The sequence below is a fragment of the Burkholderia sp. b14 genome (genome assembly GCF_900156195.1).
Classification (GTDB): domain Bacteria; phylum Pseudomonadota; class Gammaproteobacteria; order Burkholderiales; family Burkholderiaceae; genus Mycetohabitans.
Genome location: NZ_FTPJ01000002.1, coordinates 53,658 through 67,812 on the forward strand (window position 1 = coordinate 53,658; position 14,155 = coordinate 67,812).

Here is a 14,155-nt window from a genome sequence, read left to right on the forward strand (position 1 = left end):
CCGCTCGCGCCACGCCATGAATAACCGGGCGCGTGTCCTACTGCGTGCACGCAATGAGCGCCATCTCCCGGCCGTAGTCGATTTGCACGTACCGTGCAAGCTGAGCATGTCTCAGGCTGCGAATCGTAGCAGTTGCGCAGCGTACTGCGGCCGCAACGTGACGGGAACCTGAAGCGGCGCATCAGCCTGCGCCGCAGCCAACACGTTATCAGTCAGTATCCTTCTCCCGTGCGCGCACGAATGACCTGGTAGCGCACGTACCAGTCCGCCAGCGCGATCCGCGCCCGCGCCCGTGCGGCCTGCTCGCGCAGCAGCGTTGATGGTGCCTCATCCGGCACAAGCGCGTACGTGGGGCCCTGCCAGCGGAATGCGGCTGGCTCGCCGACCAGCGGCATCATCGCGCCGTCGCGGCTGAACATCGTCTTGAAGCCGATCACGGCAAATTGCTCGGTCTGCGGGGCGGGCGCAAACAAACTGTGCCCGAACGCCGGATAGCGCGCGTCGGACAACGCGAGATGATACAGTGTCGGAAAGAAATCTGCGTGCCCGGCGTATCGCTCCAGATCCGGCACGAAGCGGGGACGGTACGGCGGCGGCACACGGAAGAAACCCGGTACACGATACAGCTCCCGGCTCTGCTCCGGCCGCTGATACCGGAACAGCCCGCGCATGTTGTGATCGCCGGTTGCCGCGATAATAGTCTTGCTGCCGAACGGTGCGGCCTCGACCCGGCTGACGAACATGCCCAGTTGGTGAGTGGCATACTGATACGTCTGCACCATACGGCTACCCTTGTCGAAATCGGCCGCGAAATGCCGGCGCATGTCGCTCAAGTCCAGCGGCGGAGGTAAATAATGACTCGGCACGACGTGAGGGGGGCGGTTCGTCGTACTCATGACGAACAGGAGGATCTTCTGGCCCAGCGCGTCACGAGTGGCAAGCAAATCGAACGCGAATCGAAACAGGTACTCATCGTACACGCCCCAGATCGTGCGTTTTGCATCCGGGTACCTGCCAATGATGTCTGCCATGTCGTACACTTCGTCGAAGTTCTGACGCCGCATCGTACGCGCCACCGACCGCCACGCACCGCTGCCGCCATAGACGAACACGGTTCGATAGCCCTTGGTCTTGAATGGCAGCGCGGCGGATGTCGAATACGTGACAAACCCCTGGTCACCTTGCGTCAGCGGCGAGACCGGCGAGTTGAGCAATAGCACCTCGAGCGCCGCGTGGCCGCCAAGCCGAGCTGGGAAAACATTGCGGAACAGGTAATCGCTTTGCAAGTGCTCTGCCATCACGCCCGCCAGGTCGGTGGAGGCTGTGCTGAATTCGAGCGGATGCGCGCCCCATGATTCCATCAGCGCGAAAACCACATGGGGTGGATGCGCGGCCAGAAATCGGTTCTCCGGAGTGCGGCGGAACACCACGCTTTCCAGATCCGGCGGCGCACCGGAGGCGGCGCCGACCGCGCGGGCCAGCTCATCGGTAGAGCGGAACCCGTAGCGCGCCAATTGGCATGCGGAGTCTTCGTCGATTTTGGCTTGGCTGCGCCGGTCGGCATAGGCGTCGTATAGCGCCTGTGCTGCGTTGCGCACTGAGTCATTGATCCATGCACGCGTGGAGATCTCCGCCTCGCGTGAGCCGAGCGCAGCCTCGCCCAGGCCACCACGAGCCAAGCCGAGCAGTAACACGACCAGCACTGCGCCGTCCAGCACGCAACGCATGCGTTCGCGAGGCCGCGCTTGCCCGTTTCGATCGACACGCGCGCTCCCGGAAAGCCGCAGGATGACCCACATCTGCAAAGCGGTAACGAGAGCCATCAGTAGCGCACATCGCACGACCGGGTACTGACTTCGCGCCGCCACCAGTGTTCCCCACGGATCGGCACCCAGCAACCCAAACACCATCGGATTAAATGGGCTGCCATAGAAATCGTAGTAATAGAATTGGCAAGCGGAGCCGAGGTTCACGCACAGCAGTATCGCTGCGATGGACAGGCGCTGCAGCAGCCCGGCGGCACGCCTAAGGGGGCGCCACTTCGTCACCACAAAGACGGGCAGCAGCACCACCAGGATCGCGATCGACAGCACCCTCAAGTCAAATCGCCAACCCATCCACAGCGCGTGCAACGTCTCGGCGCCGTGGTCGAACACTTGTGCAGCGCCACCGTAGTAAAATAGATAAGCAATACGAAATGCCTCAAAGCTGACGCTGCCCGCTATCAGCACGAGGAGCGCGGATCTGGCAAATCTCAACGAGCGCATAATATTTGCCCAGCTTGACCGTTCAGGCCGTGTGACGCACGCGCTGCATGGCAAAATACTCGCTCGCCTCGTCCCACGACAACTCCGGTCCAAAATATAGGCCTTGAAAGAAATCGATATCCAGCGTTCTGGCGATTTCCAACTGGTTCTGCGTCTCGATGCCTGCCGCGATGACTTTCAAACCGAGTTTCCGACACAGATCGCACGCGCCGGCGAGAACGACGCGCCCTCGGGCGCAATCCAATCCGCAAATAAGGTCCCTATCCAGTTTTACCGAGTCGAAATGCGTGCCGGCAAGTCGCTGGTAGTTCGTATAGCCGACGCCGAAGTCATTAATAATCACTCTTGCACCGCTGTCACGCAAGCGCCCAACACAACTCAGTGTGCTGTCCTTGGCAAGCGACACACCCGCACCGAGTTCTATCTCGACATTCAAGTAGCGCAACGCCTTGATCACTTCGTCAAATGCCGGACCGCATGCCATCGTATCCGAATGAAGCTTGATCGAGACAGCCGGGTACATCTCGCGCTGCGCCCATCGACCAATGGCCCGCTCGACTTCTTCACAGAGCCACACATCCACTGGGCTGACGATACCAGCGCGCTCCAAGCAACCGAGGAAGCTGTCCGTTCCGGCACGCCCGAACGTACCTTTGAGGCGGGCCTGAGCCTCGAATCCGACGCACTGCAAGTTCGACGCGGCGATCTTGGGGACATAGCGCACATCCAAGCCATCGCGGGCGATGAGATCGATCACGCGGCTGGCATCGATCCATGCTGCTTCAGCCAACGCCTTGGAACGCCTGGTGTAGATATCCAGTTCCCTGCGCAGGCTGCTTTGCATATCCATGATCATCCGTTCACCCGTGACTCGGGTAAGCCGCCTCCATAATACAGCGTCGCCCGTCGCGACCGCGCTCATCCGTTGGTTGCGTCGCGCGCTGCGCGTCTGACCGCGCGCAAGACGATCAGGGTTGATCCATGCGCCTGCGGGCGGCGTTTCGGTAAGACGTCGGCGACGTAAACATGCGCTTACGAAACAATGTCGCCAGCCGCACACCGCTACCCAAGCCGGTACGGCGGGCAATTTTGTCGACCGGTAAGTCTGAGCGGACTAGCAATTCGCATGCCTTTTCCAAGCGACAACGGAGCAGGAACTCCGACGGCGTAATACCCATTTCTAGCTTGAAACGGCGCAGAAAATTACGCTCGCTCATGGCGGCTGCCCGTGCTGCATCTGAAATCGATAAGGCGCGCTCGCATCCAGACTGCAACCGACGCGCCGCGGCGCGAATCGTGTCGCTGACTGCCGCGGTCGGATGCCCCATCCATTCGATGACGCGGCGCGCACAACGGGGCATCAGAAACTCAGCTACGTCCCGGACAACCTCTTGGCTGTAATCGCGCGAAACCAGCGACATCGCAGTAAAGAAGCCATCGTTAGATCGATAGCAGTCCGAAACACAACCGGACGCAGGCCCCGGCTTTGGCGAGGAGCGAATACGCCGCAGACTTTGCTCAGGCCAAGCAGGCACGCCGGCTGCTTCCAACACCATTGAGCCCTCGCCCACTGCACACACGGTCCGTGTGGACGGACCGATTTTACGCAACCAGCCGACCAGCCCGAAATCCTCAGACGCCGCGCGAGCGCCTGGGCCGCCGGCAATGAGCACCGTATCCGTGGAAGCGCCGAAATAGCGAGCGTCTAGCCCATCCGTCCACACACGAATGCCGGAGGTCGAGGCCATCACGCCGCCACGCGTGGACATCAGCCTGACCACATAGCGGTTGCGCCATTCACTGCTGCGCTCCAGCACCCGGTTAGCGACGCTAAGCACATCCGCCACGGCAGCGACGTCCGCCAGCGAGAATGACTCGTAGAGAAAGATCACGACGACCCGGTCGGTTGAGGCTTTGGCTACCCCGACGTCGCCCCTGACTTCCTCCAATAACTCTGTATGTCTTAAGTATCCCATATGGCCTGTCAAAACTATCTTTGGCAAGAGCCAATGCATCAACATGCATCGTAAGCTTCATTGCCGGTTTTCGAACGTTGCGCGTCGGATGAACGAAAACTAATGGCGGGTATCCGCTAATTTGCTTTCATCTTTCGGCAAGCACCCCTGGCATTGGGCCGGCGCCATAGCGGGCTGCCACGACATGCCCACAGACCCAGACTCGCGCGGTTGCCTGTGCTGCGATTCGGCTCCGTCGCCGCGTCAAGCACGCGCCGGATGGGGGAAGCCTCATCGATCCGGACCGCACGCGACGTCGTGTTACAAGCCATCGACCGCTCCATCACCACTGAAAACCGCCTGCCGCGACCGCTCCGAAGTAACCTCGTCCATTGGCACTTGCGGCAAGTTTCATCACCCAACGGTTATCCGACGTCACGTGCGATACGCCCAATGCCATGCCTGGCCTACCGCGGTACGACGCACTGGATACTGTCGCGATGCTTCGTCCAGCAGAAGTGGGTTGTGGCAATCCGGCGACGGCCATCGCCGACGCGATGCCGGCGGACGCGTCGCCATCAACGCGGGCAACAGCCTCATCCAACTGCCCCTTATTGACTGCGTCGGTGGAATGAGTGCCACGCGCGACGTTGACGATTTTGCGTTCGCTACCTGGCGCCCCGACGGACATGCGAGCGTCATCGATGCTAATGCCCGGAGGCAACCTCAACGGCGTTGTTGAGATAATCTCGGCGACCAATGAGTGCAGCCATTCGGGATGTAGGGCATAATTAAGTGATTCACTGCCGGACATCGATCCGCTCGGCACAGGCTGATCCGAGTCCGGATGTCCAGCCTCGACTAAACCTGTGGGGGAAGGTGTATTGACAACAACGCTGCCGTCTTCAGCAGGAGCCAGTTGTGCAGCAGCAATGCTCGCCTTTGCTTTCTCGCGCTTGAGCAAATGCGCGTAGACGTTCTTCATGTGCGTTTCAGCGGCGAACCGCTGACTGATCGCCGCCGAGTTTTCGTTGGCCGCTTCCCACTGCGATATCGCCTTATCGACCAGTTCATGGACCTCCTCCAACATGGATGCACGCTCTCCCGCGTGGGGCAGCTGCACAGGACGAACATACAGAGGCAACGGGGAGTTCGGCTCCATCATCTTAGGAGCAGGCATTACAAGGGCTGCCGCACCTTCCTCAATCAGCGCCCGAATTTGACGACCCATCCCGTCTAGGCGCGAAACTAGTTCAGGGCTGATCTGATGCTGCGGACTTTGCTGACTTTTGCGGGTAACAAGTCGCTCCCCATTTCCATTGTTGCCTTCAATGCCAGGACTGGTCAAGTCACGCTGGCTACGGGAATCCAAGCGCCGTGGAAGCGGCGACACTACTGGAGATAACAAGTCAACGGTGTAATGGTCTACGACGTTTCTCGCAGCGCTTGAAAAGGCAGGATCGAACGGGCTGACGCCATTATTAACATAAACATTATCCGCCGCCGCTACCGCTCGTGAGAGCGCTATTCCCACAGCAATACCAAGCATGCGCAAGTTACCCGATGCTCTAAATAGGGGGTAATTCGAGCGACACTGGAACGCGATCTGTTGCATCAACGTTGGCCTTTCATAACCGAGTCCTCTCGTAAATCCGCTCATTTGACTCCCCTTGTAGGCGCTTGACCTCGGAACGGGATGTAAGCGGAATGTATGTCTACGCACTTCCGAATGCAATCGGACAAGAATATTCGTGCGGAAATCAAAAGGGATATGTCGGCTAGGCCATATGCAACTCGTTGAGCAATTTCACAATTTGCCAATAAATCGGGCACGCTCATTAAATTATTCCGCTCACAAAGGCCATATAAGTCGCATCCAGCCAGCAACATATCGCCAATGCCACGCCAGGCAAATGCGATTAGACATCGACTGTTACGGCACGGATCGACCGGTGTATCACGGCGGCTGACGCACCTCCGGAGTCGTTGCACAGCACACGCCTCCCGCAGGAAGGCGCAGCTACGCGAAAGCCGCGTGGTCGCGGCGGTCGGGCCACGCGTTAGTACATTCGCGCTCCGCGCTGACGATGCAGTCGAAAATCGGCTGCAGGCAAAGAATGCAAACGCACCACGATGACAGTGTCGAGGAGCAGAAGCTTATTCGACAATCGCGGACCACCATGGCGGTTATGCGAAGCCGTCGACCCAGTCAACGAACCGCGCAACGGCCTACGCTCGTTCCTGACGCGCAATCACCGGATGACGCGTCACCGCTGAAGCCACGCCATGACCCAATTCTTACCCACTCTCCTAATAAATCGTTATCCTTATCAAATCCATTTCCTTAGTATGGCTTATAAATATCCAGAAGCACAATACGATACAGAGTTAAGCGACGAAGGTATAAGACAACGGATGGCCCGCGGTGATCAAACCACACGCCTATCAGCACGAAACGCTCGACGATCAGGCCAACCCAACCACATGCAATCCGTTACGCACGCAGCCAGACGCGGAGTCGGCCTGGCTCGAGCATCTATTTCCGATATCCATCCATGAGTTCGCACGTATGGCCGGTGCGTTGCGTCTGTCGACATACCATCGACAGGGTCGTCGGCACGTGATCGGCGACACGTCAAGTCTGATAACACACTGCGACATCGTCATGAATGCGCTATCGTCCGTTCGCCGCGCCTCCTACCTAAACTGCAGCGACAAGACAGTTGGCGCGCTGCTGCGGCTCTTCGCCTTGGGCATGGCCAGTGTGCCATCCGAAGATCTCGACGACCTACTGCTGGCGTTGCGCGTGCTCAAGCCATCGTCAACCCACGTCGACTTCAGCGAAGCGAATCTGCGTGTGCGGCAGTCGGACTGGATCGGTGCGCTGCGCGTGCTCAAGTCGATAGAGGCACGGCATCAAGGCGGCGCGGCCTGTGCTGCCCTGATCGCGTGTTGCCTTTATCACCTGCGGGACACTGAATGGCGGCGCTATGTCGAGCTGGTGTTAGAAGACGGCAATCCAGTCGCCCTGTCCGTGGTCGCCACCTTTCTTCGGCTCAATATGCGCCCGGAGGGCAACACCTCGGGCGTGGACAGCGACGCTCACGAGCATATGCGCGCACAAATCGAGCATGCGGTGGCGTGTGCACGCTGAATACCGGTTACCGTACTAGCGAGGCGCACCGCCGCACCGTCACGATCCCGATGAGAACCGGCGGCAGTCGGACGGATTGACATGCAAACGGCGCAGAAACGCGCGTGCCGGGGTCACACCGGTGCTACGACGATAGTGCGGCATCCGCATCGGCGCTCCGCCGGGCACAATCAGCATATCGTGCCGACCTGCCGCCCGTCTAGGCGCTGACACGCTATTGCGATGAGGCGGCTTGAAATCGACAACTTACCTGTCGAGCGCGCCCTGCGCAGGGTGGCCATTGGCCGCCGACTACATCCGAGACGGATGCTGAGCTGAGCTGAGCTGAGCTGAGCTGAGCTGAGCTGAGCTGAGCTGAGCTGAGCTGAGCTGAGCTGAGCTGAGCTGAGCTCTGGGCTGGGCTGGGCTGAGGCTGAGGCTGAGCTAGTAACTAGAATAGGCCGGTCATACAACTCCAACTCCGCTTCGGTCGGTCAGGTTACACCAGCGTCTCTGTTATCATCCTTCGGCCAATCTACCCGTTACGCCAGTCGGCTTAATCTATTCTTGCTGGCACGATGACGCAAACCCAGCACCCTGGGTCCGCGGCCGTGCCTCGCAAGCAATCCATTTTTGTCGACGACAGGGCACGTCAATATGACGTCGCTTTACGCAGCATGAGCACAAAGCAAATTAGCTTGTACTATTTCAATATCAGAATATCAGCTTTCCAGGTGTCGCAATAAAGAATAATGGTTCCAATGGTGCAATACCTATGCCGACGCGTACCTGCGGTAAGTGGCAGATTTGAGGTACCAGCAATATATCGCTTACTGAAATATCACAATTCCCTTTCAAAATCCATACACATCAATTTAGCGCAGGCTACCCGTAAAACAGCCATCCGCTGTAGCAGCCACCACACTACCGCTACGCTGGGCTTACCGGCTGCATGGACTCGGAGACGCTCTGCACAGCGGTATCCGATAATACAAACAGTCGCGCCGAGTCTACAAATCTCAAAAATCTGATCCTGGCTCACAAGACAAATATTGGACAGTGCTATCGACAACTCACCTACGCTGCGGATAAAGCAATGCGCGTTCGCTTGTTTGAAACAACGCGTTACATAGTTGGCACTCGTATTGCCGTACAGTTGGAATGTCGCATCCCTGTCCGCTCCCTGACATAGCGCCAGTCGCGAAAAGCGGTTCAATTAAGAATCTACTGGAGAAGAAATGGGAATTGCCATTCTTACCGGAAATAGAGTTTTATTTCAGTTTATCGAAGCGTGCTTCAAGGCCGACGACGAGCCATGCCAGCAGTTCGTCGACGATGTGGCGCTCGCCCGTGCAGTCTATCGTGAGGAATTTCAAGCCATCCTGGTCGATTCAGCCATTGGAATTCACCCTTTGCGACCATTCCTCGCGCGCCGGGCCTGCTATGCGGACCGTCGCGCGCCCTTGATCGTCATCGGGGCGCTCGAGGACCGGGCGAGTATCGTGCACGTGCTGGATGCCGGCGCGGATGATGTTGTGCTCACACCCATCGATCCACGAGAATTGTTGCTGCGGGTGCATCTGGCGATCCGACGCTTCAATGTCACCCGTCGTACAGACCATGCCAGCGTGATCGAGTGCGGCCCTTATCGTCTCGATCCGAATACGTGCATTGTCCGCGTCAACGGCGATGCGGTGCGGCTGACACCGCGAGAGTTCGCGATTGCGTGGCTGCTATTTTCACACTACGGGGAATATGTCAGCCGTCGGCAAATCGCTGGTGCGGTGTGGAGCAGTTCCGAGGACATCGTAGGCCGAACATTGGAGCAGCATATTTACAAGCTGCGCAAAAAGCTGGAACTACATGGCACGCATGGCCTGCGTCTGCGCACCATGTATGCACATGGCTATCGGGTCGAAGCCACTGAGGCCGATACCGCGACGTCGGCGATGATGGACAGCCCCCTCGAGACTCCGCTTGCCACGGCCCACAGGTCGCTCGGCGACGAAAAGGTTTTACGTCGCCACGACGACGTCAATCCGACGGTGGAATGCGTGCTCGACGCCAGGCACGAATGGCAGTGCCCGGCGTCCGTGGCACCGATCCTAGAACTCAATGATGCGCGGTGACAACAGGAAGATTCTTTCCATATGACTGCGTTGGTCACTACGATATCTAAACAAGCCGCCGATCAGCGGAATCTTGGACAACAGCGGTATCCCCGTTTCGAGATTGGACGAGGAGTCTGTTCGGTATCCCGCTATCAGCAAGCTTTCGTTCTGCCCTACAAACGCTTCGGTATTGATCGTACTAGTCGTGACAACAGGGATATTATCTACCAACTGATTAGTCACTTGCCCGTCCTCGATGTGAACTTCCAGCTTGATCTGCGTGCGCCCATCCTCTTCCACGACCAGGGGCCGAACACGCAATGACACGCCCGTTGACACACTGTACAAGTCTGCCGACGTGTAGCCGGCCACGCGCACGAAGAAGCGTGTCTTGTGATCCATGACGGCTTCCGCGTTGCTCAATGTCGCGACCTTCGGGCTTGCGTCGATACGCGCGAGATTGGCACTCTGCAGCGCGTCCACCCGCGCCAGCAGGTAGCGTCCGGCATTACCTAGCACAGCCGTCAGAGACGCGCCAAGAGGCGCGGTACTAATAACGGTCGTGCCGTCGCTGCTTTTGGACGTAAATGTAGGATTGAGGGTGCCGTCGTATGACGAGGGACTGTGCAAACCATTGCCGGTCTGCAAATCGATATGACTGTTGTGTGCCCGCCAGTCCACCCCAATCTGCTTGAGCGCGTCATCGTCGACTTCGATGATGTGAGCCTCGATTTCCACCAGCCGTGGTTTGACATCAAGCGCGTCAATCAGCGACTGGTATTGTGCCAGGCGCTCCGGTAAATCGCGGATCAGCACCGAATTGGTGCGTTCGTCCGCCTGGATGACGGGCAGTGACGCGGTATCGGCGGCCGGCCCCAAATCACCGGAGAAGCCAGCCGTGTAGCGTGCGGCGCCGCCGCCATAATCGCCTGCGCCTTGCCCCGGCAGCCCGGCCATGCTCCCGCCCATGGTACGGCCACCTGAGCCGATCCCGCCCAGCAGCCCAGCCAGTCCTGGCGACACAGTACCCGCGGGCATGTTATCCGGCAAGGGCGGCATCAACACCGTGGAACCGTTCGGTCCGCCGCCGGCTGCCGTACCGCCGAGATTGCCGCCAGCGTCGGCCATTGGATCGACGCGCCGCATGTAAGCCTTCGCGAAGCCGCTCTGCGAGCCGTTTTCCGATCCACCCAGCGCCGCCTTGCTCTCAGGGTGGTATAGCGCTGACAACACACTGGCCACACCAGCAACAACATAGCGCTGTCCGTCGACGTCCACATTATGGTCAGCGGCCCAGGCGTGCTTGAGTGAAAAAACGCGTACCTGCGAACCGGCTTGCCGGGCCACGGCCGCGTCGACTCGCCGCGCAACCTCGGCGATCAGCTGGACGTACTGCGGCGGCCCGTTAACGAGTACCGTATTGCGGGTATCGTCGTAGGACAACGGAAAGGCCGGATTGGTGATCCGCAGTCTGTCGAGTGCTGCCTTCAAGTCGTCGATGGTTGCGTGCTGCAACTGGACGACCTGCCGTGTCACGCCGCTCGAATCGCTGATCGACAACACCGTTCCGTCGTAGAACCAGACGAAGCCAAAGGTCGATGCCAAGGTCTCGAGGAATCGTTGCGGTGGCATGTCGAAACGGCCCGTGACCTTACCGTGAACATCGCCGGATATCGTCGCGGGCACGCCCTGGCTGGACGCCAAGTCTCGCAGGACATCCTTGATATCCTTGCCCTCTACGGACACATGGACCATTCGGCTATGCCAGCGTATCGGTATGTCATCGGCGAAGACCGGCGTGGCGGCCAAAGCAAGCGATGCAATGCATGCCGCACAGACCAGCTTCTTGCGCATCGTGCCCGCGCCTGCTGAAACCACACCCCGAGTTGACTGCATCCAGTTCATTGTTGTCATCGATTTACGCGTTGTCAAGGTTGCATGGATCCTTCACCCACGGTCGGACACGCAAGACGATTAACGGGTATTCGTCTACCGGTCGAGCGTCTCCGACGGCGCTTCCTGAAATTCTTTCCGATACCCGCTCACCAACGTCGACCGGTTCTGCACGCCCCACTTGTTCGCGATGCGCAGCACGCTGCGTTCACTCTCCAGCGAGTCACTCAACAGCTCCGCCCGGATGCGCTCCATGCGCTGGCGTCGAATCAATTCGGTTGGAGACAATCCGAGGAAGTTCTTGAAAGCACTTTGCAAGGCCCGTTCGGTCACGCCAACCTCCGCGGCGATCTCGCGCACCGATAGGTCATGCCGATTCAGGTTCTCCTGCATGTATCGGTACGCTCGCCGGTACTTGGCCGGCAGCCGCGCGCTGATGTCGTCCAGCTGGCCCGTCTGGGGCGTCGCACGGCTGGAGAACGACACCAACGCCTGGGAGTCATCCCGCAGGCATTGCGTTGAGACAACCGCATAGCGCGTGTAGTACTGCATCGACTCGTTGACCTTACCCTGGCTTTGCCTGATCTTGGCAAGGCAATAGAGATAGTCGATTTGCCGGCGTCCGGTACTGGAAACGTAATCGACGCGGTTCAGCGACTCCACCACCGACTCGGCCAGCTGGGGCGCGCCTGCGTGCAACGCCGCCAATCCGATCTCGATCCGAGTTGATCGCCCATACTCGGACAATCCGTTACGCGACGCCCAGTCCAAGTGTTGCTGGATGTTCATCATTGCGTCGCGCACGCCGTGCGACAACAGCCGCAAATGACGCAAGTACATGATTCTTTGCTTAAGCAACGGCATCTGGACACGCTGCGCATCGGTCTCCAGCGCTTCGATCAACGCACCGGAATCACGGCTGCCAAGCGATCGTTCATCACCAGCACCAGACAGCCAGTAGGCGTGGTCACCAAGCTGGGACGATAATCTCAACTCGCGCTGCACCGCGATATCCAGACGCAGCGTCAGCACAACCTCCTGCCAGCGTTCCGCCACCTCGGGCGGCGCCTCCTCGGTAAGCTCGATCAGCTGCTTGATCGCATCGCGCAGGAAGCGGCCCTGCCCGAGTTCGTGCAATGTGCACACCAGACCGAACTGAGCCTCCAAGCGCTGCAACGGACTCAGCTCCGCGTCGTCGACCAGGCGGACAAAGCAAGACAGCGCCGTCGCCAGCCTGCAGCGGAACAGCGCCTGCCAACCGGCATTGCGACAAGAGGCGGCCCGAACTGCATGAGCACACTCTCGCACCGCGCGCTGCGCGCGCCGATACGACGTTTCTGCCTCGTCATCGATACCCAGCGTCATTTGCATATCGGCGTGCAGTTGCAGCAGCCCGGCGACCTGTTGGTCCTCGCGCTCATCCTCGCCCCACCGGCTTGCCTGGCCACCTGCGGCGGTGAGATTCGCTTCGACCAACTTGTTCATGAATTCGGCTGGCACGTCTTTCGACGACAGGGCTGCAGCCAATGGGAAATACGGTGTTATGAGCATCGTGAGACTCCAATATGCGCGCGCCTCATGGCCTGACGCACAACGTCATTACAAGCGCCCTTGCGGGTCTGACATATCGGAATCTAGTCGAACCATCCTGCAACATTTTCAACAAATCTGACCAAACTGCGATATTTTGAGGACTGTTGAAATTCTTTCGCGCAATTAGGAACGCGACACCGGCACAGAGCATATCGGAACCGCCGCTGGTGGGATGTAGACAGCAGCCCATTACTACGCCTGGTCATTCATCGTTTCGCATGCCGTCCATCGGCCGCGGCCCGATAGCGTTGTACTTCGGTTCTTTCCAGCCGATCTTGACGGATGCCGCACGGTGAATCCTCTTACCTATCTTCTAAACTGGGCGCGGGCACATCGAGTCCCGTCAAGCGGCAACGACGGCGGGCCGGCACGCCGGCCGCCCGCGCATGGCCAACGCGCCGCCATACTGGTGTCGGGCGCTTGCGCGTTAGGGCTGGCGGCTTGTGCGGCGCCCGATGTGCCGCCGTCGAACAGCACACTGCCCGCTTCGCTCCAAGCCAAGCCAGTCGAAGTACTGCAGGAAGTATTCCGCGTACACGGGAATGAAACGTATGTGTGCCAACGCAACGGCAACCAACTGAGTTGGCATGCCACCGGAACGCTGGCGACACTGGTTGATGCGTCGCGCCACAGCGCTGGAGTTATATCACCAGGCGGATATTTCATAGCAACCGACGGCAGCTACGTCGTGACAAGGTTGCTTGCGCAGGAAATAATCAGTGCGTCGACGCTGCCGTGGCAACGGCTGACCGCCGTCCATTCCTCCGCGGAACCCGGAGAAGCCGGCAGGTTCGCCAACATCACGTCGATACAGCGCGTGCAAACGTCTGGAGGACTGCCTCCCGATCCCGCCTGCTCGGTTGAACGCACGGCGCTTTATGTACCGTACTCGGCTACTTATCTGTTTTATCGGCGCGGGCAGCCCGTCACGCCGGGTGATGGCACGACCGATGTCTCCCAGCAGGCAGTGGAGGCGAATTGCAAGTCTGAGATGCCTGCGTGTGGGGTGAAATAGTTTGCCGCTGAGGCAGCGCTTGCGTTTGTCTCGACCATGACGAACGGCCGGTTGGCTTTGCCGTTCGGATGCATAGTACGTATGCATATTCATGTCACTGTCGCGCTGTGCGTGATGGCGATGTAATGGCGGTGCTGATCGCCGCACACCAGCGGCAGAATCAATGCCGACTGTGGATTTGTCGCTGG

At 59.1% G+C, this 14,155-nt stretch carries 9 protein-coding genes and 2 pseudogenes; 4 read left to right on the plus strand and 7 right to left on the minus strand.

Features of this window, described 5'->3' with window-relative positions; genetic code table 11:
• Positions 1-212: 212 nt before the first annotated feature.
• From B0B13_RS01395 to B0B13_RS16920, 4 genes are all read right to left on the minus strand, one after another.
• Positions 213-2,231: an LTA synthase family protein gene (locus B0B13_RS01395; RefSeq protein WP_286137200.1), complete on the minus strand. Its 2,019-nt coding sequence runs from the start codon at positions 2,229-2,231 to the stop codon at positions 213-215.
• Positions 2,232-2,289: 58 nt separating this feature from the next.
• Positions 2,290-3,117: an EAL domain-containing protein gene (locus B0B13_RS01400; RefSeq protein ID WP_237573903.1), complete on the minus strand. Its 828-nt coding sequence runs from the start codon at positions 3,115-3,117 to the stop codon at positions 2,290-2,292.
• Positions 3,118-3,235: 118 nt separating this feature from the next.
• A complete protein-coding gene (locus B0B13_RS01405) occupies positions 3,236-4,243 on the minus strand; it encodes a GlxA family transcriptional regulator (RefSeq protein WP_076788709.1) in 1,008 nt (335 codons plus the stop codon).
• A 322-nt stretch (positions 4,244-4,565) separates the two neighbouring features.
• The gene (locus tag B0B13_RS16920; protein ID WP_212667335.1) at positions 4,566-5,837 is read right to left on the minus strand and encodes a YadA family autotransporter adhesin; all 1,272 of its coding nucleotides are present in this window, start codon (positions 5,835-5,837) and stop codon (positions 4,566-4,568) included.
• An 810-nt stretch (positions 5,838-6,647) separates the two neighbouring features.
• Here B0B13_RS16920 and B0B13_RS01415 point away from each other — a divergent pair.
• Entirely contained in the window at positions 6,648-7,376 is a 729-nt protein-coding gene (locus B0B13_RS01415; RefSeq protein ID WP_237573900.1) for an HrpB1 family type III secretion system apparatus protein, read from the plus strand.
• A gap of 203 nt (positions 7,377-7,579) precedes the next feature.
• Positions 7,580-7,667, plus strand: a pseudogene (locus tag B0B13_RS19895) (IS66 family transposase); the annotation flags it as partial.
• 22 nt (positions 7,668-7,689) lie between these two features.
• On the opposite strand, the pseudogene B0B13_RS19900 reads toward B0B13_RS19895, so the two are convergent.
• Positions 7,690-7,749, minus strand: a pseudogene (locus tag B0B13_RS19900) (hypothetical protein); the annotation flags it as partial.
• 844 nt (positions 7,750-8,593) lie between these two features.
• Here B0B13_RS19900 and B0B13_RS01420 point away from each other — a divergent pair.
• Positions 8,594-9,484 carry a response regulator transcription factor gene (locus B0B13_RS01420; RefSeq protein WP_076793996.1) on the plus strand — a complete coding sequence of 297 codons (891 nt, stop codon included), beginning with the start codon at positions 8,594-8,596 and terminating at the stop codon, positions 9,482-9,484.
• Here B0B13_RS01420 and sctC read toward each other — a convergent pair.
• Positions 9,461-11,371 carry a type III secretion system outer membrane ring subunit SctC gene (gene sctC / locus B0B13_RS01425; protein ID WP_370643044.1) on the minus strand — a complete coding sequence of 637 codons (1,911 nt, stop codon included), beginning with the start codon at positions 11,369-11,371 and terminating at the stop codon, positions 9,461-9,463. The two genes, B0B13_RS01420 and sctC, sit on opposite strands and share 24 nt — an antisense overlap.
• A gap of 84 nt (positions 11,372-11,455) precedes the next feature.
• Positions 11,456-12,910 carry a helix-turn-helix transcriptional regulator gene (locus B0B13_RS01430; protein WP_076793998.1) on the minus strand — a complete coding sequence of 485 codons (1,455 nt, stop codon included), beginning with the start codon at positions 12,908-12,910 and terminating at the stop codon, positions 11,456-11,458.
• 334 nt (positions 12,911-13,244) lie between these two features.
• On the opposite strand from B0B13_RS01430, the gene B0B13_RS01435 reads away from it, so the two are divergent.
• The gene (locus tag B0B13_RS01435; protein WP_076793999.1) at positions 13,245-13,967 is read left to right on the plus strand and encodes a DUF3455 domain-containing protein; all 723 of its coding nucleotides are present in this window, start codon (positions 13,245-13,247) and stop codon (positions 13,965-13,967) included.
• Positions 13,968-14,155 lie beyond the last annotated feature (188 nt).